Below are 25622 nucleotides of genomic sequence, written 5' to 3'. Positions count from 1 at the left end.
CTTTAACGTAGGTTTAAGGGGCTCACTTATAGCATTCAATGGTGTGTCAACTCCTCTATCAGCTCACTCCAATAAGGATGAAGGGTGCGAGCCTTTTTCCAAAAGTGTTCTTCCATTCCTTCAGGCGTGGCTCCGCTTACGTGCTTATGGATAACCATTTCGTACCTTTTCATCCGGTCATAGAGGCGTTGTATTTCTGCTTTCCGGTCCTCATCTAACGTCAGCACCTCACCTGGGTGATAATCTCGCACGACACCCTCGAAGATAATCTTGTCCCTTACTGTATCTAAACTCAGTTGGTTGCTAAGGGGATTGGAGAAGGAGTTGAAGCGATTTCCCATGTAAACCAAATCTTGCGCCTCCATGGCGATTTTGCGGAAATGGGAGTTGAGCTCCTCTGCTTCTTCGTATGTCATCACATTCTTTGTAAGGATCCCCTCTAATAAAATTCTACTTTTTAGAATGGAAGTAGATAGAGGGGAAACCTTGTTAGCAATATGCTCAGCTAAAAATCCTTCATAAGCACGATTTTTCAGATAAAGATTTACATTAAAGGCAATGCTGCATGCTAGTAAAGTTCCAAGAATAACGAGCCATTTTTTCATTTGATCTGTTCCTTTCGAAAAAAGAGTTGCCTATTCTTAGACGATTTATGGCTTCTTTTTATTACAGGAATAAGCCGCCCGTTTGATCCAATCTAGCATGACTTGCAGAGCCAACCCAAAATTGCCGACTTGACAGTGGTTATGACCTTGTTCCTCTCTCGTGAAGAGGCGTTCGGTCACCGATTTTGCATGAGTTAGGGCTTGCACTTGCTTCACGTGCATCTTTAAGGGGATAAAGTGATCCTCTACCCCAGTTAGGATTAATACATCTTGTTTGACCTGGTCTGAATGAAGGTTTTCTTCATTAAAATTGAGCATGATTTGACTTGCTTCCATCGGGTTGCTTTTTTTGGTGATATACATCAGGTTGTGAATCCCCCATTTTTCTTGAGGGAACCATTTCATTTTCCATTCCGCTAGGATATTCATGATTGAAGGATAACGAAACAACGCTCTTGCAAAGGCGGTAACCGGAGAAGGAGGAATTTGCATATAATCAAAGGCGATGCTAGAGGCAATCACGCGTCGAATCCTAGGCTCAAAGGCAGCCGCTCGAAAACAAAGCCATCCACCCATGGATATTCCAATCCACGTCACATCGTCTATTTCGTAGTAATCCAAGACGGCCTTCGCTGGCTTTTCCCATTCGTGAGTTAAAGGAAGACCGTATTTTTTTAGCGTGGTTCCTTGACCAGGCCCCTCAAACAAAATAACTTCATAACCCTCATTCGAGAAGTAGGCGGCCAGGGAGTAGAGCTCTTCGATAAAGGAATCAAACCCGCCGTGCACCACGATTTTCCCTCTGACTTTATTTAAAGAGGAACGAACCCTCATGGTAGATAAAAAACCGTCCTGATAAGGAACCAATCCCCTCTCTATCCTATCCGTTGCAAAGGCATGGTGATAGAACAAGTCAATAAAGGTATCATAAAGCTTAATTTTATCGGGATCCGAAGGCAACGTAAAAAACTCGGCAGCGCGGTAATAAAAGGTACCTGGGATAAGCCGCCCCTCTTGCATAGCTTTTTCCGCTTGCCGAACCATGATCTGCTTCCAATCATCTGTGGTCTTGATTTGCTTACCGGCTTCCTGCATATCCTCTTTTCTTGCATAACCAAATGAATACCAGCGATTCAGCTGATAGTTAACAATCGTTGTCGGATGAAAGTGTTCATAGCCTACGGGGAAATCAAAGGTACGCATAGGTCACCCTCCTTTTCTTCCAGTTTATCCTTTATTAAAAAGAAAGCTATCCCCAAGATCGAAATTAGATCTTAGGAATAGCTTGTTTGGGTCTAGGGAGAGTTCGAGGGCATCAAACCGAAAAAATGGTTTTAATGCCCTGAGCTTTTGGTCAAAATATACTTGGTAAGACAAGGGAAAGCCACGGTACGAATACCATAATCAATAACCCTAATACAAGAACGAGTACAAATGGGAAAATGGCTTTAGCCACCCGTTCGATGGACAATCCAGAAATCCCTGACGCGACAAATAGATTGACACCTAATGGAGGGGTCATCATCCCGATTTCGGCCCCGATAATTAACAAGATTCCGAAGTGAATCGGATCCACACCAAGCTGAACCAATACAGGCAGGAATAGCGGTGCTAGAATAATAATGATGGACAGCGTCTCCATGAAGGTACCAACAAATAAAACTAAAGCCATGATTAACATTAGTAAGACATATTTATTGTCCGAAATTTCCATTAAGAAATTAGCTAGCATATTTGGGATTTGGTACATGGTGACCAGTTTTCCAAATGCTGTAGCGGTGCCTAAAATGATCATTACCGATCCGGTGACTAAGGCGGAGGAAATTAAGGTTTTGGGAATATGACTCCACTTTAGTTCTTTATAAACGAATAACCCTACGATGAGTCCATAGACGACGGCAACAACTGCGGATTCTGTCGGTGTAAACACACCGCTGTAAATTCCGCCTAAAATAAGGACGGGGGCAAACAAGGCCCACTTGGCATCCCATACCGCTTTTAGGAATCTGCCCATATCAAATGCTTGACCTGTTCCTGTATACCCTCGTTTTCTCGCTGTGATATAGATCCACGCAATCATTAAGGTCGCTAAGAACGCTCCAGGGACGAACCCAGCAAGGAACATGTCACCAATCGATACGCTGGCTACAATTCCGTAAATGATCATCGGGATGGACGGTGGAATGACGATCCCTAAGCCTCCGCCTGCGCCAGAGACCGCTGCGGCGAAGTCCTTGCTATAGCCCCTTTGTACCATGGCTGGAATCATGATGGACCCTATCGCAGCAACGGTTGCTGGACTCGAGCCGGAAATTGCGGCAAACAACGCGCAAGCCAGAATCGTCACGATGGCAAAGCCACCCGTCACATTCCCCATCGCTTCTTGAGCGACATTGATAATCCGTTTCGATAATCCTCCCGTTTCCATTAACGCCCCCGCCAGGATAAAATACGGAACTGCCATGAGCGGGAAGGAATCCAGCGCGGTGAAGGACTGCTGGGCAATGAAGGCAATAGGAATTCCTCCGACAAACAAGGTGACCAAGGTAGAAATCCCTATAGCAAAAGCAATTGGAACTCCCAATAGCAAGCTTCCTACCAAGGTGAGTCCCAAGACTAAAGGTGCTGACATAATCTTTTTACGCCTCCTCTACTGCTCTTCGCAATTTTTCCTCATCCGTTAACTCATGCTCACCCTTGAAGCGAGCCACAATCCCCTGAGCCACCCGGAACGCGATAAGAGCAAAGCCAAACGGAATAATCATATACACCCAACCAACCTGCAACTGCATAGCGGGAGATAATTGTCCGTGTCCCATAATCATCATGGCCACTTTGTAACCTTGAAAAGCGACAATCGAGGCGTATGTAATCCATAACAGGTCAGACAGGACTCCTGCCCACTTGGAAATGCTTCTCGGTAAAAGCTGGTCAATCAGCTCTACGCGAATATGTCGTCGGTGTTTAGCTGCCAAGGCGGCTGAAATATAAACCAGCCAGACAAAGAAAAATCGAGAGAGCTCCTCAGACCACCCCAAAGATATATTGAATACAAATCGGGACATGACCTGGGCAAACGTAAGAACAACCATCGCTGAAAACAAAATCACACAAATGGTTTCTTCAAGGTATTTGTCTACTTTTCGGATTAACGACATTTTCGGTTCCTCCTTCCGTACTTACGCAAAAATGAGGAACGAAAGAATCGTACTTCTTTCGTTCCTCGCGAAAGCTATTATTTACTTGCTTCTTGTACCGCAGCTCTTACTTTTTCAACCGTATCCTTTCCTATTCTTTCAGCAAACTGATCTACAACCGGAGCAATTAAGGCTTCCATTTCTTCGCGAGCTTCTGGAGAAATTTCGGTTACGGTCATGCCCCCCTTTTTCAATTCCTCCAAGTACTTCTCGTTGGCCTCACGATTCAATTGGCGCTCAAGCTGCCCTGCTTCTTCTGCCGCTTTTTTCAGAATCTGCTGTTGCTCAGGAGTAGACTCATCCCAGAACTTCTTGCTGATTAAAACCACGAAAGGACTGTAGATATGCTTCGTCAAGGAAACATGCCCTTGAACCTCATAGAACTTTTGCAGATAGATCGTGGCAATTGGATTTTCTTGACCATCTACCGTTCCTTGCTGCATCGCTGTAAATAACTCACTGAACGCCATAGGAGTTGGATTCGCTCCTAGAGCTCTGAAGGAAGCAAGATGCAACTGGTTTTCCATCGTGCGAATCTTTAAGTCTTTAAAATCAGCGACAGCCCCTACAGCACGCTTGCTGTTCGTTAGATTGCGGAAGCCGTTTTCCCAATATGTCAGCCCTATGAGGCCTTGAGCGGGAAGCTTATCTAGCAATTGTTGAGAGATTTCACTTTCCAATAATACCTTATCTGCTACTTCTTCGCTAGAAAACAGGAACGGAATATCGTAAACGGAGAAATCTGAGACAAAGTTCGCAATAGGCGCCGTAGATGGAATCGTCATTTCTTGTGTGCCTAATTGTAGGGCTTCCATCATCGTGCGATCGTCACCTAACTGACCGCTATGATAGGTTTCTACTTTAATAGCCCCATTAGTTTCTGCCTCTACAATCTCCTTAAAATTTAAAAGACCTTTATATTGTGGGTGCTGGTCATTTAAGCCGATCCCTGCACGGATTATGCGCTGTTGGTCAGCAGGTGCGGGTGCTGTAGCTTGGCTTCCTTCCTTAGCAGGTGTACCTGATGTCTGTTGTCCTCCACCGCAGCCTACTAGTCCTACTGCCATTAAAGAAGCGGCTAATAATCCAGATACTAATTTTCTCATACAATGAACCTCCCATAACGTTGAGATTCCGCTATTCTATCAGATGATGCTGAGAGCGTTGATTTCGGTTCAAGCGCTTTCAAATTCCATAATCCAGTAGCAGAAACCATAGAGTTTTATTTTTAACGTTTTACGAAAATGTTTTACGAAAACGTTTAACTAAAATCTAACACAAAATATAAGCCTTGACAACAGGGTCAGGTTAAATAAACCTGCTTTTGCCTCCTCGTGCGAATGTTATATAATAAAGTATATCGATTTGTACATTAGGGAGTAATGAATCATGAACAAACCTCGGCGGATCACGATTAAAGATGTAGCTCGAGAAGCCGGCGTCTCCATTACGACGGTATCCCGATACTTAAACCAAAACTATGAAGCTATGGGCGAAGAAACCCGAGTGAAAATCAAGGAAGTGATCCAACGCCTTGGCTATCAACCTAACAAGCTTGCTCAAGGGTTGAAGGGGCCAAGCCGCAATATCGGAGTGGTCGTCGTCAATATGAGTTATCCTTTTTGTGTGTCTGTAATCCGATCTATATCAAAAATTTTGAGCGATGCCGGATATAATCTTATGGTTTGTGAAACGAGCGGAGATCCCCAACGGGAGAAAGGGGTCATTCAATCACTGGTCGCGCAAAATATTGGCGGACTCATCATCCAAACAAATGGTGAGAACAATGCTTTACTAGAGGAAGTGGCGCGTACCCTTCCTGTCGTGTTAATTGATCGTGAGTTTCCCATTCCTGCAGTGACTAACGTCGTCACCAATAATTTTCATGCATCTGAGAAACTGACATCCGCTTTGTTTCACGAAGGTTATCAACAAGTCTTGTTTATTACAGAGTCCGTTGCACAGATAAGCACAAGGACGGAACGATTAAACGGTTATACTCATGCCTGTCAGCAACATGCTAAAGACCCTAGGATTCTTTGGATTGAACGGGGGAACCAGGCTACACTAGAATCCGTTATTGAAGAGCTCCTGAAATTATCGAGAAAAGATCCCTTCTCGATATATACCGCCAATGGTTTGATCATGCTAGAGCTCTACCCTTTGGTAAAAGACTGTGGAATTCCTTCCCCTCGCCCTATGGGTTTAGCAACCTTTGATGAACCGGACTGGGTAGGACTTACAGTGCCGCACCTAACCTGTGTTCGCCAACCTACATTCCAGATGGGGGAATATGCTGCCAAGAAGATTCTTATGCAGATAAAGGACCGCAATGTAGCTACTCCACATGTGGAAGTCTTACCCTCTACGGTAATCTTGTCCGAGTCTTCCCGATTAGCAAGCGAGGCAACGCCATGAAAAAACCATCCTTATTCAGGATGGTTTTTTGGTCATAATTTTACAGCCTAATGTATACGAAATCCTCCTCAACCAGGACAGGAAAGGTCCTTACGACACCTTTATCCGGCGCTTGGACGATACCGTCCTGGAGAGAGATTTTCCAGTCGTATAAAGGGCAGTAGACAAAGTCTCCACTTACCAGACCTTCGGAAAGGACCCCACCTTTGGGATGCGGGCTCTTGTTTTCAATCGCCTTGACCTCTCCGTTCGTGAGGCGAAACAAGGCAATCTCTAGCCCGTCCACTGTAATGGCCTGTCCCCTTCGTTCGGGAAGTTGACTATAATAAGCAATTTGGATTTCCATCAGGTTTCCTCTTCCCTATTAGTTTTTCATGGCTGTAAAGTTCTGGTGGCTATAGAGATGATCCTGTATGATGGGCTTCTCCACGGCTTGAATCCATGGTTCTTCGTAGCGAGCAACAGCCTGTTCTAAACGTTCATTCAGCTCTTGGCGTGTAACCGGATCGGCTAAATGGGATTGAACTTGCTCGAGCCCTACTCTCTCCATCCATTTGGAAGTTCTCTCTAAGTAAAGAGCGGTCTCCCGATAATACTGCAAATAAGCTCCAGTAAGCTCTAACGCTTCTTCTTTTGTTGATACTTTAGACAAGAGCTCGCCTGCTCGTAAATCCGTTCCGCCATTTCCGGCTACATAAATTTCCCATCCACCCTCTACTCCTACAAACCCAATATCTTTGATTCCGGACTCGGCACAATTGCGAGGGCAGCCAGACACTCCCATTTTCACTTTATGCGGTGTGTCCAATCGCTCAAAGCGTTTTTCAAGCTCGATGCCAAGGCTCATGGAATCTTGGGTACCAAAACGACAGAAGGTTTTGCCCACACACGTTTTTACGGTTCGGAGCGTCTTGCCATAAGCATAACCTGAAGGCATTTGCAATTCGGCCCAAACCTGTGGGAGGTGCTCTTTCTTAATCCCGAATAAGCCGATTCGCTGTCCTCCTGTTAACTTCACAAGAGGTACTTCATATTTATCTGCTACGTCAGCAATTTTGCGCAAGTCTTCCGCCGTGGTTACCCCGCCATACATTCTTGGCACGACGGAAAACGTTCCATCTTTCTGGATATTGGCATGGAGCTTTTCGTTGACGAGACGAGAATCTCGGTCATCCTGATAGTCGGAATAAATCATTCCGAGATAATAGTTTAATGCAGGTCGACATTTCGTACAGCCTTCTTGGTTTTTCCAGCCCAGAACATGCATGACCTCTTTTACCGTGGTAAGCCCTTTGCTCCGAATGTGTTCGACTACTTCATCGTGGCTACAGTCAGTGCAGCCACATAATGTAGTCTTACGTGTGGCTGGATCAAATTGATCCCCTAGCGTGTACTCTAAAAGATCCTGAATCAGTGGCTTGCATCTCCCGCAAGAACGCCCTGCACTGGTGCAACTTCCGATCTGCTCTACGGTTGTTAGCCCTTGGGTTTGAACAGCCTCGACAATGCTTCCTTTATTCACGCCGTTACAGCCACAAATGACTTCGTTATCCGGCAGGAGCGAAACATCATGGCCTGCTGTCTGACCTCCGGGCTCCGTAAAAAAGGAGATATTCGCCTTGCCCGTTATGTCCTCCCTCCGCATCATCATGCCAAACAGACGATGGCTGTCTCGCGTATCCCCGTATAACACAATCCCTGTGATATGTTGGTCCTGGAGGACGACTTTTTTATAAACCCCTTCCCATTCATTGTGAACCTTAATCGTTTTGGTTGTTGGACCTTCTGTGATATCACCCGCAGAGAACAAATCCACCTCAGACACCTTGAGCTGCGCCCCTACAATTGATCCTTCATAAGCTGGGGTCCTCACACCACAAAGCTTCTTCGCGAGAACTATGGCTTGTTCGTATAACGGAGCCACCAAACCGTAGGAAATTCCTCGGTGTTCTGCACATTCTCCCACCGCGTAGATATGAGGCAAACTGGTTTCCATAAAATCATTGATCACGATGCCTCGCTTAACCTCTATTCCGCTAGCTTTCGCTACCGCTGCATTTGGAACAATGCCAGCCGCCATCACCACGAGGTTCGCTTGTAGTTCCTCTCCATCTCGGAAACGAAGTCCGGAAACCCGATCATCTCCAAGGATCTCCACCGCTTGCTTTCTCATGTAAAAGTTCATGCCTTGCTGCTCCAACTCCTCTTGAAGCATCCTGCCTGCCACTTCATCCAATTGCTTCTCCATTAAGTGACCCATCAAATGAACGACATCAACCTCCATTCCCAGGTGAACAAGACCTTTTGCAGCCTCTAGCCCAAGAAGACCTCCTCCTATAACGACAGCCCGTTTAGCCACCTTTGCGGTGTCAATCATCTGAAGGCAATCTGCGATATCGCGAAAGCCGATGACTCCCCGTTTATTCGCACCAGGAATAGGAAGAATGAACGGGCTTGAGCCTGTAGCGATGATGAGTTCATCAAATTGCATCTTACGTCCCTGCTCTGAATATACCAGCTTGTTTTGAGTATCTATATTGATAATGGTTTCTCCCGTAAATAATTCGATGCCATGAGCGTGGTACCAGTCCCAATCATTCATGATAATATCGTCTACGGTCATGTCACCTTGAAGTACATGGGACAACTGAATGCGATTATAGTTCGGGTACGGCTCTTTTCCAAATATGGTGATGTCAAAAAGGTTGGGATTAATTCGAAGAACTTCTTCTATCGTACGAATACCGGCCATTCCATTGCCAATCATCACTAGCTTTTTCTTACTCATGCTGTTTCCTCCATCTGTTGTGAATTAACAACGGATATTCTCTTGATGATTGTAGTATAAAGGGTATGGACGGAAATTCTTGTGAAAAAGATCACATAAACGTCCGTTTCACTGGATTGTCAAAAAGAAAAGGCTGCCATTATGGCAACCCTTCCTCATCTTTTGCGCTTAACATTCAATTTCCATTTCCAGTAGGGCATAGCTTAAGCTTTTGCCATGCGTATCCATACTCAGAGAGGTCGTTACTCCTCCAAGTAACGCTTGGTGGCAAACGAACTGCAAAGCAGGCAGGTTGTCCACCTCGTAACGAATGACTTCGCCTGCTACAATGTCCTTCATGTGCTGCTTGACCGCATTGGCGGTTACTTTCTCACACAGTAGCTTGTAATCCTGATCGTCATAAGGAATAAGAGATAAAATCAGCGTATTTCCTTTGTCCCCTGCACGGCTATGAGCTAGATGATATAATTTCTTTTTCATCCTTGACCTCCCGAATAGTCACTTGTGGTTGGACCTTTTCTCTCGGTATCAGAACAGAGACGATTCCCACAACTTCATGTATATATTTACGTGCTCCTCCACCCCCTGCAGGGCCGCAGGTATACAACGCTTCTACTTCTTCACCTATACGTGCGGCCTCCTCCAACGTTAGGGCTCGGCTTGCTACACGGAGTCGGATCTCATAGGGTTCAGCATAGCCATCGAAGGTGGTTCGATGAACCGAGGTTTGACCAATATAGTCCACGCGAAGTTCCGCATAAGTTTCCTGTAATCGGGTTCGAATCACTTCGCCCGCCAATTTCGCTCTCTCTAGAGCATTGTGCCCTGCATAAGAGATTTCTCCTTCTCCAATATAACCCGCATCGTAACCCATACTGACCTTGAACGTGGAAGGGACAAATTTCCCTTTTCCCCCTGAAACCTCTATGCGATTGGGTCCGACTTCAGACAAGCCAACCTGGGTAAAATCAGCGGTCACATCGGGTGTCATATAATCAGCAGGATTGGTCACTTCATATAGAAGCTGCTCTTTTGCCGTCATCAAGGTGATGACACCGCCGGTTCCCTCTACTTTACCGATCACGGCTGTTCCATCCGCATGAACGTCCACAAAGGGATAGCCGAGGTGGGCAAAGTCGGGGACGTCTTTCTTCCCCGGATCGGCAAAATATCCACCAGTGATCTGTCCAGCGCACTCCAATAAATGACCGATTACGGTTCCTTGGGCCATTCGGTCCAGGTCATCAAGAGACCAGCCAAAGTGGTGGACCATGGGGGCAAGGAATAAGGAGGGATCTGCAACTCTTCCTGTAACAATAATGTCTGCTCCACTCTGTAAGGCGGGAAGGATCGCTTCCACACCCATGTAAGCGTTAGCTGAAATGAGGGGGCCGAAAGCGGTCAAGGGTTCGTCGTTCTCCAGGGTTCGCTGGTCAACTGAAATATGCTCGAATACATCATCGCCTGTTACGGCTGCGACCTTGACCACCACACCTAAGCGTTCGGCAAGCTCTACAATTTTGTCAGCCGCAGCAATGGGATTGGCTGCACCCATATTCGTGATCACACGAGTCCCATTTCTCTTGATCACAGGCAAAAGGAGTTCCATTCTTCTTTCAAGCAAGGGATCATAGCCGTGGTTTGGCATATGTCTTTTACGCTTCTGTGCTAAGGCAATGGTTCGTTCCGCCAAGCATTCCAAAACAAGATAGTCCAGATTTCCCTTCTCTGCTAACAGTACCGCCGGCTCTATGCGATCCCCAGAAAATCCTGTTCCAGATCCTATACGTATCATATTATTCACCTCACATGTTAAGGATAGGTTTTACTTACTTTATATTTTAAGCAAGAATTATGCCAAAAAAAGAAACGCTTAAACTAAGCGTTATCTTTCTACCATTTATAAAGAATTAGAAATCTAGGAAAAAAGAAAGTCCCTTGCATCAGGTCTCACCTGCAGATTCAACATTTCTAAAGAGCTAGAAAACCAATTCAGCAATTCTAGCAGATTAGAAACATGGAGATCAGGTCAAATCATACTTTTTCATCTTATTATAAAGAGTGGCTAATGAGACACCGAGCTCCTCTGCTGCAAGTCTTTTTTCTTCCACATCATCCCCGTACCGCTGTAGGGTTTCTATGATCCATTGGCGCTCTGTTTCCTCTACTACATTCTTTAAGGTTCGCGTCTGCTTCTGTAGAGGATCGGGTAGTCCAGTCGATTTTAGCATGGTCTTTGGCAGATGATGGGGCAGGACTTCCGTTCCTTCCGCCATACAGATCGCATGATCAACTGCGTTTTTAAGTTCACGTACATTTCCTGGCCAGTCATAGCGCTGGAGCAGCGAGTGGGTCTGGTCCGTCACAGAAAAGGTGGGATGTCCTTGCAGCATCGATTCGACTAATGCAGCTATATCTTGCTTTCTTTCACGAAGAGGCGGAAGCTGCAGGGTAAGCACATTTAAACGATAGTAGAGATCCTCACGGAAAAGGTTTTTCTCGACTAGCTGTGAGAGATCTTTATTCGTTGCCGCAACCACACGGACATCGATCCTTTTCTCTTTCGTTTCGCCTACTTTTCGGATGGTTCCCTCTTGCAATACCCGGAGGAGCTTAGCTTGAAGATCGTAGGAAAGTTCACCGATCTCATCAAGGAAGATTGTTCCCGTGTCGGCAATTTCAAATAATCCTACTTTCCCGCCTTTTTTTGCATTCGTGAAGGAGCCTTCGTCATACCCAAACAGTTCGCTTTCGATGAGAGCGGAAGGGATAGCGGCGCAATTGACAGGAATGAAGGGACGTTCAGCGCGAGGGCTCGCGTTATGGGTGGCTTGGGCAAATAATTCTTTCCCCGTTCCGCTCTCCCCCATGATGAGGATAGGCAAATGGGAATCGGAAGCTTTTTTAGCCATTTGAATCACTTCGCGTAAGCCTCCGGATGCCCCGATAATCTGATCGAAGGAATAATTCGCTTGATATAAGGAACCAACCTTTCGTTCCCATTGCTTTAACTTTTCTTTATGCCGGTTGAGCTCCTGGGAAAGGGTATGGACTTCCGTGAGGCCTTTGCAGATGGATACGGCCCCAACGACCTGTTGGCCCACTTTTATGGGAGCCATGTCCACGACATATTCATAATTTCCTTCTTTCCTATAAATACCGGCTCTCGGTTTTCCATCCTCAAGTGTTTCTACAAGGACGGAGCCTGGACGAACCTCTCGCAAAGGCTTTCCGATAATATGTTCGGCCTTCACCCCGGTAATTCTTGTATATTCAGGATTGATGAGCCTGACAATAGCTTTGTCATCGATGACGAGGACCCCATCATGGATGGAAGCGATAATGGCGTGCAACCATTCTAGTTGCTGTTCTAAAGAAAGGTCTTCCCTGTAGTCTTGCAGGACAGAATCCATCATGATGAAACACTCCTCTCTTCCTGAGTTTTTCTCTATTCTAATGAAAAAAGGAGCGGTTGAAAAGCAACCGCTCCTTTTTAATATCTAGAACTGAAGGGAAATCGCGCCTGTAATGAGGGCTACGACGGTCATCACTAGGGTCGTTCCAAAGGCCCACTTAAATATAAACTTTTGATGGTCTCCGAGGTCTACCCCGGCCATCCCTACTAAAATAAACGTGGAAGCGGTGAGCGGGCTTAGTGGAAAACCTGTGGTCATTTGACCTAATATCGCGGCTCTTCCAATTTCTAGGGAATCAATTCCAAATGCGGAAGCCGTTTGGCTGATAATAGGCAGAACGCCAAAATAATAGGCATCCGGTGTAAACACTAGACTAAGAGGCATACTGGTTATGGCCACTAATAAGGGCAGGGTTCCTGCAATAGCGTCCGGAATGACCGAAACCATGGAGGTTGCCATTGCATCGATCATCTTGGTTCCTGTTAGAATTCCCGTAAAGATACCAGCGGCAAAAATCATCACGGCGACCATCATGACGTTGCTGGCATGACTAGACAGCCTCTCCTGCTGTACCCGCGGATTCGGATAATTCACCATCAAAGCGATAATCAAGGCAATGATAAATAAAACAGGCATTGGCAACCAAGTTTTTACTAAAGCTAGCAAAAGTACAACGGTCAGAAGCAGATTAAACCAAAACAACTGGGGACGTTTGGTCAGGGCAGCGGCTGCGTGCTCCGTTACCAGATTCTTGTATTGGTCTTCATTGATATCAATAATGCCAAGTCTTGCGCGCTCCTTCTTCCCTAACAGATAGGCAACGAAAAATACCCATACAATCCCGGCAATCATCGCTGGAATCACGGGATTAAACAATTGGGCTGAATCCGCATTCAAAGTCGTGATCGCTCTAGCTGTAGGCCCGCCCCAAGGAGCCATATTCATGACCCCCGCCGATAAGGCAACGACTCCAGCCAACACAAGCTGACTCATGCCCAGCACCTTGTAGAGAGGAAGCAAAGCTGAGATGGTAATAACGAAGGTCGAGGCCCCATTTCCGTCTAAGTGGGCAATCATCGCCAGAAGGGCTGTCCCAATCACAACTTTTAACGGGTCACCCTTCACGATTCGGATAATGCGGGAGACAATGGGATCAAATAGTCCTGCATCCATCATGATACTGAAAAAGAGAATGGCAAAGACTAGCATCACTCCCGTTGGCGCCACTTGCTTGATCCCCTCAAGCATCATGCCGCCCAATTCCGCCCCAAAGCCGCCGATTAGCCCTGCAATCAACGGAACCAGAACGAGAGCGGCGATGACAGAAACACGTTTGGACATAATGAGATAAAGAAAAATTGCAATGGTCAAAAATCCTAATAAAGCTAGCATTACATCACACCCTCCACATAATTTGAAACTTCTAGCAATTTAAAATGCAATTCCTGTGCCAAGTGTGGAGGCAATGTTAATCGAAGCGTTTTCACATTGCGGTTTCTAGAGTTTTAGAAAGAAAATTTGCCTTTGATGAAAAAAATTCAATTATCCCTGATTTTAACTCATTTCTAGTTATTTAGAAATAGAAGAGGTGCTTTCTACTAAATTAGAATAGGCTGCCCACGTAAGGAGCAGCCCTCTAAAGACTATCAGATATTATCCTGCGCGATGATGTCCAAGTGTATCGTTTGAATATCCAGCAGTTCTGGTGCCGGCTTATCGAGCATGGCACGGATGTCGATGACCTTGAGGTATCTGTAGCAATGATCGCAAACGTGAATTTGAGCCTTATCTTCACCATCAACGGAAAGGTAACGTATGGCTTTGACGTCCTCATTACCGCAGTGGGAGCATGTCAATCGGTTTTCTTGCCAGGAGGCATGACAGCGCGGACACAGAAGCATTTTCCTTCCTTTTTCAAGCAGCGCTAGCCGGACAGGCTCCCCACAGCACGGGCATAGGCCTTTGGTTTCTATCTTGGTAATTTCTTCACGGTATTTGGCAGAGACCATACGCAGAATGGGTCTAGTCGCCTGTTCGGTCACGTAAGGTAGGATCCATGGATCTAATTGACAATCACTAGAGATATCCGAAATTGTGGAGCCTAGGGTGATAGCTGTTATGTGGGCCCCGATTCTTTGCAGTTGATCATGTAGCTCCGGGTTCCATTCTTCCACCAGGTTCAGTATCTCGTGCAACATATCTTGATAGGTTCCTGGTTCGCATTCGACTTTAACTTGCATGGTAAAAGGGATCTCGGTCTGAATAGGGTTAGCGGTAAAGGCAGTAATGCTGTCCGAATCAAGCCTTTCTTCCCATTGGCGCAGGAGATCGATCATTTTCTCCTGAAATAATATATACGATTCTGAAACTACAGATGTGGTCATGGTTTCACCTTCCTTCTGTTCTTCTTCTCCTCTTCCTTCAGCTCATCATACCATCGGCCATGGTGTTCCTCCGCCCACTTTTCGGATACATCTCCCTTTGTGATGCCTCTCATCGCATCCTTCGCTCCTGGGGCTAGGGTTGCTAAGTACACATGTCCTACGACCACGGCGATCGCTAAAGCAAAACCTATATTATGAAGGAGATACGCCCATACTCGAATCTCATATGGGAAATAGGACGGGAACCACATCATAAAACCGGACCCGATAATGATTAGGGTTGTGAACACTTGTAGAATGGAGTTCAATTTTTCCCCTGCGTTATAAAAATCCTGTTTCGGTACGTCAGCATGCTTGCCGAAGAATTCTTTCGCAAAGGGGAGAAAAAAGCCAAAATCATGTTTTCTCCATGTGAATATAGTTTTGAGCCAATGAAAGAAGCTCTTTGGATCGCAGATAATCATGATAAACATTGGGAGAATAAACAGAACAGCAAAAACTCGATGCAACAAGCGCGCGTTAGCCGGTCCGCCTAATACAGGATAGAGCCAATCAAAAAACTCGGTGTACATAGGTAAAGCGGTGATATACAGGGCAAAGAAAGCACCCGCATTGACCCAGTGAGCAATCCGGAACGTAAGGCTGAACCGTTTGACGTATTTTTGCGGTTTAGTGCTCATCGTGAGGCCCTCCTTCTTCCGGCTTTTTATTAATACGCTGGGCAATAAAGGCGCCAATCACGGCCATAGTTGTGACCCCAAACAAGGATTTTCCAATAGGCTGGGCAAAATCCTTCCACAGCTTGGCAGCCGTTGGAACCTTCGGATTCTCCGGTAGATCATATTCGCTTGGGTGGTCCGCTAGGAGATATACGGTATGAGTTCCGTCCACGCCTGGTGGATTATAAATATTGGCATTCGGATACCTTGCTTTCACTTTTTGTAACCGCGTTTCAGCGAGTTTGAGCATCTCCTCTTCCTTGCCGAAACGAATCGCGTCGGTATGGCAGACGTCCGCGCAAGCGGGCTGGAGATTCGCTTCTAATCGATCGGTGCATAAGGTGCATTTTTGCGCTTTATAGTATTTCTTTTGTTTAGCATCGGTGTACTCCGCCAAGTGGATGGCTTCAAAAGGACAGTTTTGCGTGCAATAACCGCATCCGACACATTCTTCGGCATCAATCACGACGGAACCAAACTTAGTATACCTGATCGCATTTTCGGGGCAGACTTTTTCACAGGCTGCATCGTTGCAATGCATGCAAGAATCGTGTCGGAATAACCAGTCCAAGCCACCGCTTGGCCGTTCTTTTTCTTTGAAAGTGATTAAGTTCCATGTATTGGCGTTGAGCTTTTCATGGGATTGATAAGTGCCTTGGAAGCCTTCCGGCACCGCCGGAAGGTCATTCCAATCTTTGCAGGCTACCATGCATGCCCGGCATCCGTCACATAAGGTTACATCCACCAGTTTTACGTATTTAGCCATTGCTATGCCCTCCTTATATCACAGAGGAATGCCTTGAATTCCGGTATCATCGTATTGGCATCACCAATATGAGGGGTCAGGCTATTGGCGGTTCCTCCTTTGACAAGACCCTTGTACCCAAAGTGCCAAGGCATCCCTACCTGATGAACGACTTCCCCGCGAATTCGATAAGGCTTAAATCGCTTCGTGACCATGGCATAGGCTTCGATTTCACCCCTTGCGGAATGAACGACGACCCGATCCTTATTCGAAATCCCCTTTTCTTTTGCTAACTCCTCACTAATTTCCACAAACATATGGGCAGCCAACTCAGAAAGCCAGGATTGGTGTCTGGTCATCGCACCGGATTGCCAGTGCTCAGACAACCGATAGGTAGTGGCTACAATTGGATATTTCGTTTTGTCTCCTCGATGATTATGCTTGCCGCCCCAGATGGTCACGGTCGGATTAAACTCTTGGCGGGAAAATGCATTCGGGATTGGACTCTCAAACGGTTCATAGTGCTCTGGGAACGGTCCATCGTTTCTAGCCGCGAATAGAGCTGCCTTCCCTCCCGGCAGCATGATGAAAGGATCTTGTCCTCCTTTTGCTTTCGGGGCTGTGTTCTTACCGAAGTCCGGCACGTCGTAGCCTGTCCACTCCTGATTCAACCCGTCCCACCAGATGACTTCCTTGCCTTTGGCCCATGGGTTCCCAGATGGATCACAGGCAGCACGGTTATAGAGAATTCGTCGATTCAACGGCCAAGCATAAGACCAGTTCAAGTAGTTGCTCATGCCGGTGTCCTTGTTATCACGCCGCTTTGACAGATTCCCGCCTTCCTCTGGATAAAATCCGCAATAGATCCAGTTCCCGCTGCATGTTGAACCATCGTCGGCCAGTTTGGAGAAGCTCGGTAGCAGCTTACCAGTACGCGTGTCGTATCCATTAATTTCTTTGGAAACGAGATCGATATCTGGGTGGTCATGATCCCCATAATTCCAATGTAGGGCATGAATTGGCTTCGCCTTTGCGTCCGTCCGGCCCTGGTACCGCTTTTTCAACCGTTGCATCAGCAGGTGGATGATTTCTAGATCGGCTTTCGACTCATGCTTGGGTTCAATCGCCTGCCAACGGTATTGCATCCAGCGTCCGCTGTTGGACACGGTTCCTTCTTTCTCATAGGAACTGGCGGCAGGAAGCAAGAAGACCTCCGTTTGAATTTGAGACGGGTCGGCTCCCGATTCCTTCGACCAGAACGCGGAAGTTTCATGCTCCCACAAATCAGCGGCAACGAGCCAATCCAGCTTGCCTAAAGCTTCTTTTTCCTTCCCCGCGTTTGGTCCGCCGACGACCGGATTGGTGCCGAAGCAGAATAATCCTTTCAGCTCTCCCTTAGCCATGGCTTCAAACAAAGGAATATGAGAATAATTCTTTTTGCCTTTTGGCAAATATTGATACCCAAATTCATTTTCAGGAGTCGCATGCGGGCCATAAAATGCCTTAAGTAAACTCACTACGAATTTAGGCTTGTTTGACCAATAGCCAGACTTGGGCGTTTCATTCTCTAAATACGCCTGGAGGGTGGCATGCTTCTCATTGGCCGTTGGAGCCCCAAGGTATCCTGGAAGATCTCCATACAATAGTGCGAAATCGGTTGAGCCTTGTACATTGGACTCTCCACGTAGTGCATTGACTCCCCCGCCGGGCATGCCTACGTTTCCAAGAAGCAATTGCAAGATGGCGTAAATCCGAACATTTTGTGTTCCCACCGTATGCTGGGTCGTTCCCATAGCATAAAGAATCGTTCCTGAGCGATGCGCGGCGCTGGTGCTTAGATAGGTTTTGGCGATATTCAGATATTGGTCTTTCGGTGTTCCCGTCACCGCGCATACAGAGTCGATGTCGTAGCGGGAATAATGCTTCTTCATCAACTGGAATACGGTTCGCGGATGCGTGAGGCTTTCATCCCTAAGGATATTGCCTTCTTCATCTTTTTGGAATGTCCAGGTACTTTGGTCATATTTCCGAGCGGTTTCATCGTAGCCTGTAAATAACCCATCTTTAAACTCAAAGTCTTCATGTACCAAAAAGGAAGCGTTGGTATAGTTCACTACGTATTCGCGTTGATAAAGCCCATTTTCTAACGCGTAATGGATCAGACCCCCCATGAAAGGAATATCGGTTCCCGAGCGAAGCGGGGCATAAAGATCGGCTTGACTGGAGGTTCGCGTAAACCGCGGATCCACCGAGATGATTTTTCCTCCGTTTTGTTTGGCCTTCAACAGCCACTTAAAGCTGATCGGATGATTCTCGGCTGGATTGGCTCCAATAATGAGGGCGCAATCTGTATATTGTAGATCGTTCCAGTGATTGGTCATTGCTCCACGTCCAAAGGTAGGTGCCAGACCGGCAACCGTAGAGCTATGTCAGAGGCGTGCTTGGTGTTCGATATAAGTTAGACCAAGCCCTCTCATCATTTTAACCAGCAGGTAGCACTCTTCGTTGTCGAGCGCAGCCCCACCAAGACTGGCGATGGCCTCGGTTTTATTTACGAAAATTCCATTTTCTTTTTCCACAAAGGTCGCATCTCGGGTGGTTTGAACTCGCTGGGCAATGCGATCGAGCATCCAATCCCAGTCCTTCTCTTCCCATCGATCACTTCCCGGTGCACGGTAAAGCGGCTTTTTCACCCGTTGGTCCGAGGTATATAGCTGGCGTATCGTTGTTCCCTTGCTGCACAACGCGCCTTGGTTAATCGGATGGTCTGGATCTCCTTCCGTGAATACGACATCGTTGTCCCGGATATGGACTAAAATTCCGCAACCGACCGCACAATACGGGCAGATGGTTGGTGTAACCTTTGTCTCCGCAATCTTGAGCTGTTTTGTTTTTGCTTGGGCATCCTTTGCGTTAAACCCGAGCTCCGCTACAGCTAAAGTGAGTGCGGTTGCTCCTGACAATTTTAAAAACTGTCTTCTGGTTAGGTCAGACATACTTGTCCCTCCTTTACATGATCGCCTGATGATCTGATAGGTCGTCTACCACTCTGTCGCACGTGGTATAGATCATTGTCATGCGACCGCGAAGATAACCTACGACTTCAATCTGCAAAAAGTTAGCAAGTTGAATGGCTTGCTTGGTAGCAGCGGTACGGGATCCCACGATGCCAAATCCAAACCTTGCTGCTTTGGCCAGCATTTCATAAGAGATTCGTCCCGTAGTAAGAAGGATGAACTCCTCTGCTTTTAACCGATTCCGAACCGCATAACCAATCGCCTTATCTACAGCATTATGACGGCCAATGTCCTCACGGACCGTAAGGTTCCCTTGGGAATCAATGAGGCATGCGCCATGCATCCCGCCGGATTCCAGGTACATCTCACAACTCTTGGCAAATTGGTTTCTTTTTCTTAAGAGATAAGAAAGGGGGACCCTAGATTGGATGCGAACTTTCTTAAACTTCTTGACATCCGACATGGAAAAAAAGGTGACTCCCTTTCCACATCCTGCCGTAAAGTTCCTTTGCTTTTCAAGGAACTGATCCACATCAAACCCTGCTGTAATTTTAGCCTTGATCATGCCTTGGTCCTCTTTGACCGTTAAATGATCCAGATCATCTACCGAATGTATGATTCCTTCAGAATAGAGATAGCCAATCGCCCAGTCTTCTAAATCCGCTTTGGTTAGTTGAAACGTCGCGATTTCTTTGTCGTTGACGATGAGCGTAATAGGATACTCCTCCGGGCATGTCTTATTCATGCAGGAAACACCCCGCTTTCGTATGTTTCATTGTTAATTTGTTTACAAATAAATCTTACAACTTTCCATCCCCTTGGCGCTGTGATAAACGGCACTGCTTGGAAAAATAATTGGAGATATAAAAAAGAAGCCGCTGCTGGCTTCCTTTTTCTTAAAAAGACTGATTACTTGAACACCACTTCCTTAAAACCAGACAATTTTTCGAATGAAGTATTGTTTATATCAGCATGTAAACTATTCCCGTGCGAATCCATCGTTACAATCGCGGTAAAGCCTTTTACGCGAAGATGCCACATGGCTTCCGGAATGCCAAATTCCATATAATCTACACCTTCTACCTTCTCGATACATTGGGCATAGTATTGGGCTGCTCCTCCAATAGCATTGAGGTAAACGGCCCCATGCTCTTTTAGTCCTGCTAAGGTTTTTGGACCCATTCCCCCCTTGCCGATGACGGCGCGAATCTCGAATTTTTTGATAATATCAGCCTGGTAAGGCTCCTCGCGACTACTGGTGGTAGGGCCTGCGGCTTTCACATGCCATTCTCCTTGGTCATCCTTCAACATGACGGGACCGCAGTGATAGATCACTCCTCCGTCTAAATCCACCGAGCAATCGTGATCCATGAGATAGCTATGCAGTGCATCTCGACCAGTGTGGATCATCCCGTTAATGACGACTACATTGCCAACCTTGAGAGTACGGATTTTTTCCTCGGTAATGGGGGCCTCCAATACGACCACTTCTTGGGCTCCTTGTGGCTCTTCCTCTCGGCTGGATTCAACAACTTGTACTTCGCCATCCTTATATAACCAATGGAGGACCTCACCTGTTTCTGTGGACAAAGTTACCCCTTGGCGTCTGAATGCCCAGCAATTATAGGCTACGGAGACGAAAAAGCTCGCTGGCAGGCGATTTATGACGCCCACTTTACAGCCCAGTAAGGTAGCTTGTCCGCCGAACCCCATGGTGCCGATGCCAAGCTGATTGGCTGCGTTAAGGATGTACTCTTCGAGTTGAGCCAACGTTTCATTTGGGTTGACATCATCCACTTTTCGAAACAATTGTTCTTTAGCCAAAGCATACCCGGACGTACGATCTCCCCCGATTCCTACCCCGATGAAGCCCGCGGAACAGCCTTGCCCTTGCGCCTGATAGACGCTATGCAATATACATTTGCGGATTCCATCTAAGTTGCGTCCGGCCTTGCCTAAGCCTTCAAGTTCACAAGGGAGGCTGTACTGAATATTCTTGTTCTCACAACCTCCACCCTTGAGGATTAGCTTCACCTCAATTTCATCCTTCTCCCATTGTTCGAAATGAAAGACGGGTGTCCCTGGCCCCAAGTTGTTGCCGGAGTTTTCTCCTGTTAAGGAGTCTACAGAGTTGGGACGTAATTTTCCATTCTTGGTAGCTAAATCCAGGGCTTCTTTGATCTGCTTCTTTATTTCTACTTGGTTGGTTCCTGCTGGTGTTCGAATTTCAAAAGTTGGCAATCCTGTATCTTGGCAGATCGGAGATTGGTTAACCTCCGCGGTATGAATATTACCCGTAATAGTGTCTAAGGATAGAGCGGCTCTCGTTCCTGCCTCTTCCATTTGTTTTGCGTTCGCGATGGCCCGACGGACATCAGGCGGAAGATTCGTCGATGTTTCTACAATCAGTTGATAGATGCTTTCTTTTAAATGCTTCAAACTCCTCAACCCCTAATCAGAGATTCTTTTTTAATAAGATCTTCTAAGCTGTTCATCCAGCTTGTTTCGACTGTATCTGCAAGAGTTGCCGCTCCCTTCTCCACTTTGATCCATTTCTTTGTATCTGCATCTTGGAAATATCCTGAAATGGAAGTGGACTTCGGATGGAAAGACTGATGGATGGAGTAAATGGTCCCATGGTGGATATCACTTTCCTCATAAACATCGTGAATCCATTCATCGTGCACATTGAGCAGCCAGAGCACCTCCCCTCCCGCTAAGCCTACCAATTTGGCCCGCTTCTGATATTTGCGATACGTATACTTCACGTCTACCCCCTCCCTTTCGATTAGGCGATGGCTAGTGTCTTTTTCAAAATAGGAATCGCATCAATAATGTGGCGGTTGATAGCCAGTTCCTCAGGCTCAAATCCTAAGGCAAGTCCAATCAACTGCGGCAGGTGAAGGATCGGCATTGTAATATTTTCATGGGTGCCCTTCTGGGCATCTGGCTGGTACATATCCAATTGCATTTGGCATAAGGGACAAGGGGTTACCAGACAATCGGCTCCAGCTGCTTTTGGAGACAAGCAATTCATTCGTGTCATGCCCATGACTTCTTTTTCAGCAGGGAATACAGCATGAAAACCACAGCAGGCTAGACGTTGGTCAAAATAAACCGATTCCGCCCCTAGCACCTCCGCGACCATCTCCATCGATTGCGGATTCATGTGATTTTCAAAGCCCATAATCTTGGGAGGGCGAACAATATGACAGCCGTAGAAATTAGCTACCTTTAATCCTATCAACGGTCTTTTCACTTTCTTCCGTAAGTTCTCTAAGCCGTAATCCTTAATGAGCGCCCATAACAGATGGGTAACGTCACTCGTTCCTGCATACTCCAAGTTTGCTTGATGCAAACCTTCATTGACCTTGTCCTTTAACTCCTCATTATGGTCGAGTCGATCTTTCGCCGTTCGAAGCATCAGGGTACACGTGTTACACACGGTAAGAATGGGAACATCCAGCTTTTCACCGAGTGCGATATTTCGTGCATTCACGGCCACTCCTAAAAAATCATCGACATCTTGGATGTGACTCGCTCCGCAGCAAGTCCATCCCTCCAATTCAATCAGTTCGATGCCCAGAGCTTCTGCCACCTTTTTCGTGGAAATCATGAGCTCTTCAGCCGCAGACTCTAACGTACATCCTGGGAAAAATCCGTATTTCATCACTGGTCCACCCCTTTGGCATACTCATAAATTTTTCGTACTCCTTGAATGCCTTCAATCTCCTTTGGCATGTGAAGCGGGTTGACTTTTCCTTTACTGATCATTCGCAGGGCAAATGGAACGCGCTTCATGGCCGTTTTCACGACCCCTTCCGTTTTCATCGGCAAGGTCATCTCATTTAATCTTCCTTTGTTCTTCACATCATCGTGGAAGGCATAAGCATGTCGTGCTCCAAGATTCTGGGTTTCACCCATCTTCATCGTTTCTTGTCGGAGATACGCAATTTCTGCAGACAGATTAATATCCTTCGGACATTGAGATACACATTGCATGCAGTGCACACATTTCCACAAATCATGATCTAGCACGGGCTTCATATGCTCTTCCGGTGCAGCATCTCTAGAGTCTACTGCGAATCGATAAGCCCGGTTCAGGATAAACGGTTCGAGATAGCCCTCTTGATTGACCGATAATTGAGTACACTCGGAGGCACAAATTCCGCATAGAATGCAGTCGGTCGGCGACGCGATCTTCTGGAATTCTTGCTCAGACTGTTTAAAGCCCGAGGCTGGAGTACCTGTATCTTTAGGAATTATCCACGGCTTCACCACCTTCATCTTCTCGAGCTTCGGCTTCCAATCGATGACTAGATCACGAACCACATCAAAGTTGCCTAGAGGCTCGCAGTTCAGGTCATCGGTTTGGAACGTTTCAAGAATTTCGTCCAAAGCGGTCTTACAAGTAAGGAAGGAATTCCCGTTTACACGAATCGCACAGCTTCCGCAAATGGCATGACGGCAAGCAGAGGTAAAGTTGAGAGTCGGATCTTGTTCTTCCCGGATTTTCGTTAAGGCCCACAGCAGCGTTTTGCCATTTTCATAAGGAAGGTCATAGCGTTGAAGCCATTCTTTTTTTCCATCGAATCGTTTTATAGTAAAGGTAATTTTTCTCATTAGTACTTCCTCTCCTCCGGTTGATACTTAGTAATGCGAACAGGAAGATATTCCAGTTTGAAGCGGTCTTTTTCTAAGTAAATCAATGTATGTTTCAGAAATTTCTGATCATTACGTTCAGGATAGTCCCCTCGTGAATGGGAGCCTCGACTTTCTTTACGATTGAGCGCGCCGATGACAACGGCCTTGGCTAGTTTAAGAAGATTGCCCACCTCGACGTAGTTGATAAAGGCCATGTTGTAACGAACAGAAGCATCGCCGATATAGGTGTCCTTGTAGGCTTCTAGTAGCTCATCGATAACAGCTAAAGCATGTTCCATTTCTTTCTCGGTGCGGAAGATACCGACGTTGTACCACATCGTTTCCGCCATTTTATTGCGAATCTCAAAAATGTTGTTTCCGGTATTTTTCTTTCTCATATCAGCAAAGATATTCTTCCACTTCTCGGTTTCAAGCTCAATTTTCGATGCAGCACCAAAGGAGCGTTTCTTGGCGGTTTCCCTTGCCCCTAAACCGGCATATTTTCCAAACAGCACCACGTCAGCCACGGAGTTTCCGCCTAAACGGTTGGCTCCATGAATAGAAACGCTGGAGCACTCACCTGCCGCATGAATTCCTTCAATAGGAGTACTGCAGGTCTTGTAATCTGTAACATGGATGCCGCCCATCATATAGTGACAGCTAGGTCGGATCGGAACCGGTTCTTTGATGAGATCGACTCCTTCAAATTCCATGGCCAGCTCTCGTACTTGAGGAAGACGTTCCATGATCTTCTTTTCTCCGAGATGGCGCAAATCCATCAAGACATAAGACCCCATTCCTTCTCCAAAACCGCGTCCTTCTTTAATTTCCGTTTCGATCGAGCGGGATACGAGATCACGAGGACCCAGCTCCATTTTTTCTGGAGCGTACCGCTGCATGAATCGTTCTCCATCTTTATTTAAAAGATAGCCGCCTTCGCCTCGACAAGCTTCCGATAAGAGAACGCCCGTCGACGCGAGTCCGGTGGGGTGGAACTGGACAAACTCCGGATCCTTCAGCGGGATCCCTACCTCAAAGCAAGCGGCCGTGCCATCTCCCGTCATATTGATGGCATTCGTGGTCCGGCTCCAATAGATTCTGCCGAATCCGCCTGTAGCAATGACCACGGCCTTGGCTTGAATTGGATGGATGTCGCCGCTCTTCATATCCATCGCGACAAGTCCCTCAAGCTTCTTGTTTTCTACGGCTAAGGATAAGAGGTACCACTCATCCAAGAACTCCACATTTTGCTTTAAGCACTGTTCGAACAGGGCATGCAGGATGACGTGTCCCGTCTTATCAGCTGAATAACAAGTTCTTGGACTAGACGCTCCACCGAACGGTCGCTGGGCGACGTTCCCATTTTCATCTCGGGAAAAAGGAACCCCGAAATAATCTAGCTCTTTGATAATGTCTGGCATATTTGAAGTGAAAAATTCCACAGCATCTTGATCGGCTAGAAAATCACTACCTTTAACTGTATCTCGGAAATGCTTTTCTGTTGAGTCACTGGAATCCCGATTCCGCATAGCGGCATTGATTCCCCCCTGGGCCGCCCCCGTATGGGAGCGGGTCGGGTAGATTTTACTGATGACGGCCACTTTTACATCTCGATTTTTGCTGGCATTCAGGGCAGCCATCATGCCTGCCCCGCCCGCCCCTACAATCACAATATCGTATTGAAGCATG

The 25622-nt window shown here is 46.6% G+C and carries 22 protein-coding genes; 1 reads left to right on the top strand and 21 read right to left on the bottom strand.

Annotation, left to right across the window (positions count from 1 at the left end; genetic code table 11):
- Positions 1–35 precede the first annotated feature (35 nt).
- From EIZ58_RS05550 to EIZ58_RS05530, 5 genes are all read right to left on the bottom strand, one after another.
- Positions 36–605: a hypothetical protein gene (locus EIZ58_RS05550; RefSeq protein WP_134699488.1), complete on the bottom strand. Its 570-nt coding sequence runs from the start codon at positions 603–605 to the stop codon at positions 36–38.
- Between the two features lie 45 nt (positions 606–650).
- Positions 651–1808 carry an alpha/beta hydrolase family protein gene (locus EIZ58_RS05545; protein ID WP_134699487.1) on the bottom strand — a complete coding sequence of 386 codons (1158 nt, stop codon included), beginning with the start codon at positions 1806–1808 and terminating at the stop codon, positions 651–653.
- Positions 1809–1959: 151 nt separating this feature from the next.
- Positions 1960–3237 (bottom strand): TRAP transporter large permease, encoded by a 1278-nt coding sequence (locus tag EIZ58_RS05540; RefSeq protein WP_134699486.1) that lies wholly within the window; start codon positions 3235–3237, stop codon positions 1960–1962.
- Positions 3238–3244: 7 nt separating this feature from the next.
- Complete coding sequence (locus EIZ58_RS05535; protein ID WP_134699485.1) at positions 3245–3763, bottom strand: TRAP transporter small permease; 519 nt, start codon at positions 3761–3763, stop codon at positions 3245–3247.
- 77 nt (positions 3764–3840) lie between these two features.
- Positions 3841–4908 carry a TRAP transporter substrate-binding protein gene (locus EIZ58_RS05530; RefSeq protein WP_134699484.1) on the bottom strand — a complete coding sequence of 356 codons (1068 nt, stop codon included), beginning with the start codon at positions 4906–4908 and terminating at the stop codon, positions 3841–3843.
- Positions 4909–5191: 283 nt separating this feature from the next.
- On the opposite strand from EIZ58_RS05530, the gene EIZ58_RS05525 reads away from it, so the two are divergent.
- Positions 5192–6220 carry a LacI family DNA-binding transcriptional regulator gene (locus EIZ58_RS05525; protein ID WP_134699483.1) on the top strand — a complete coding sequence of 343 codons (1029 nt, stop codon included), beginning with the start codon at positions 5192–5194 and terminating at the stop codon, positions 6218–6220.
- 40 nt (positions 6221–6260) lie between these two features.
- Here EIZ58_RS05525 and nirD read toward each other — a convergent pair whose 3' ends face one another.
- The 16 genes from nirD to EIZ58_RS05445 form a co-directional block, all read right to left on the bottom strand.
- Positions 6261–6566 carry a nitrite reductase small subunit NirD gene (nirD, locus tag EIZ58_RS05520; RefSeq protein WP_134699482.1) on the bottom strand — a complete coding sequence of 102 codons (306 nt, stop codon included), beginning with the start codon at positions 6564–6566 and terminating at the stop codon, positions 6261–6263.
- Positions 6567–6584: 18 nt separating this feature from the next.
- A complete protein-coding gene (nirB, locus tag EIZ58_RS05515; protein ID WP_134699481.1) occupies positions 6585–9008 on the bottom strand; it encodes a nitrite reductase large subunit NirB in 2424 nt (807 codons plus the stop codon).
- Positions 9009–9176: 168 nt separating this feature from the next.
- A complete protein-coding gene (locus tag EIZ58_RS05510) occupies positions 9177–9488 on the bottom strand; it encodes an AtuA-related protein (protein ID WP_134699480.1) in 312 nt (103 codons plus the stop codon).
- Entirely contained in the window at positions 9457–10803 is a 1347-nt protein-coding gene (locus tag EIZ58_RS05505; protein WP_134699479.1) for an acyclic terpene utilization AtuA family protein, read from the bottom strand. The genes EIZ58_RS05510 and EIZ58_RS05505 overlap by 32 nt, the downstream gene beginning before the upstream one ends.
- A gap of 229 nt (positions 10804–11032) precedes the next feature.
- The gene (locus EIZ58_RS05500) at positions 11033–12424 is read right to left on the bottom strand and encodes a sigma-54 interaction domain-containing protein (RefSeq protein ID WP_240688954.1); all 1392 of its coding nucleotides are present in this window, start codon (positions 12422–12424) and stop codon (positions 11033–11035) included.
- 84 nt (positions 12425–12508) lie between these two features.
- Complete coding sequence (locus EIZ58_RS05495) at positions 12509–13816, bottom strand: CitMHS family transporter (RefSeq protein WP_134699478.1); 1308 nt, start codon at positions 13814–13816, stop codon at positions 12509–12511.
- A 254-nt stretch (positions 13817–14070) separates the two neighbouring features.
- A complete protein-coding gene (locus EIZ58_RS05490; protein WP_134699477.1) occupies positions 14071–14808 on the bottom strand; it encodes a formate dehydrogenase accessory protein FdhE in 738 nt (245 codons plus the stop codon).
- Positions 14805–15488, bottom strand: a complete 684-nt coding sequence (locus tag EIZ58_RS05485) for a formate dehydrogenase subunit gamma (RefSeq protein ID WP_134699476.1) — start codon at positions 15486–15488, stop codon at positions 14805–14807. Before EIZ58_RS05485 ends, EIZ58_RS05490 begins: the two co-directional genes overlap by 4 nt.
- The gene (locus EIZ58_RS05480) at positions 15478–16293 is read right to left on the bottom strand and encodes a 4Fe-4S dicluster domain-containing protein (protein ID WP_134699475.1); all 816 of its coding nucleotides are present in this window, start codon (positions 16291–16293) and stop codon (positions 15478–15480) included. Before EIZ58_RS05480 ends, EIZ58_RS05485 begins: the two co-directional genes overlap by 11 nt.
- 2 nt (positions 16294–16295) lie before the next feature.
- On the bottom strand, positions 16296–19268 hold the full coding sequence (gene fdnG / locus EIZ58_RS05475) for a formate dehydrogenase-N subunit alpha (protein WP_134699474.1): 2973 nt from the start codon (positions 19266–19268) through the stop codon (positions 16296–16298).
- A 13-nt stretch (positions 19269–19281) separates the two neighbouring features.
- Positions 19282–20034 (bottom strand): formate dehydrogenase accessory sulfurtransferase FdhD, encoded by a 753-nt coding sequence (gene fdhD, locus EIZ58_RS05470; protein ID WP_134699473.1) that lies wholly within the window; start codon positions 20032–20034, stop codon positions 19282–19284.
- Between the two features lie 164 nt (positions 20035–20198).
- A complete protein-coding gene (locus tag EIZ58_RS05465) occupies positions 20199–21728 on the bottom strand; it encodes a fumarate hydratase (protein WP_134699472.1) in 1530 nt (509 codons plus the stop codon).
- A 5-nt stretch (positions 21729–21733) separates the two neighbouring features.
- A complete protein-coding gene (locus EIZ58_RS05460; RefSeq protein ID WP_134699471.1) occupies positions 21734–22057 on the bottom strand; it encodes a molecular chaperone GrpE in 324 nt (107 codons plus the stop codon).
- 20 nt (positions 22058–22077) lie between these two features.
- A complete protein-coding gene (locus EIZ58_RS05455; RefSeq protein ID WP_134699470.1) occupies positions 22078–22959 on the bottom strand; it encodes a CoB--CoM heterodisulfide reductase iron-sulfur subunit B family protein in 882 nt (293 codons plus the stop codon).
- Positions 22959–23912 (bottom strand): succinate dehydrogenase/fumarate reductase iron-sulfur subunit, encoded by a 954-nt coding sequence (locus tag EIZ58_RS05450; RefSeq protein WP_134699469.1) that lies wholly within the window; start codon positions 23910–23912, stop codon positions 22959–22961. The genes EIZ58_RS05455 and EIZ58_RS05450 overlap by 1 nt, the downstream gene beginning before the upstream one ends.
- Positions 23912–25621 (bottom strand): FAD-dependent oxidoreductase, encoded by a 1710-nt coding sequence (locus EIZ58_RS05445; protein WP_134699468.1) that lies wholly within the window; start codon positions 25619–25621, stop codon positions 23912–23914. The genes EIZ58_RS05450 and EIZ58_RS05445 overlap by 1 nt, the downstream gene beginning before the upstream one ends.
- Position 25622 lies beyond the last annotated feature (1 nt).

Origin of the sequence: Ammoniphilus sp. YIM 78166 (assembly GCF_004522215.1) — a bacterium.
GTDB lineage: Bacteria > Bacillota > Bacilli > Aneurinibacillales > RAOX-1 > YIM-78166.
Note: the sequence above shows the minus strand (reverse complement) of the source record. Positions and strands in the feature narration are given on the sequence as shown.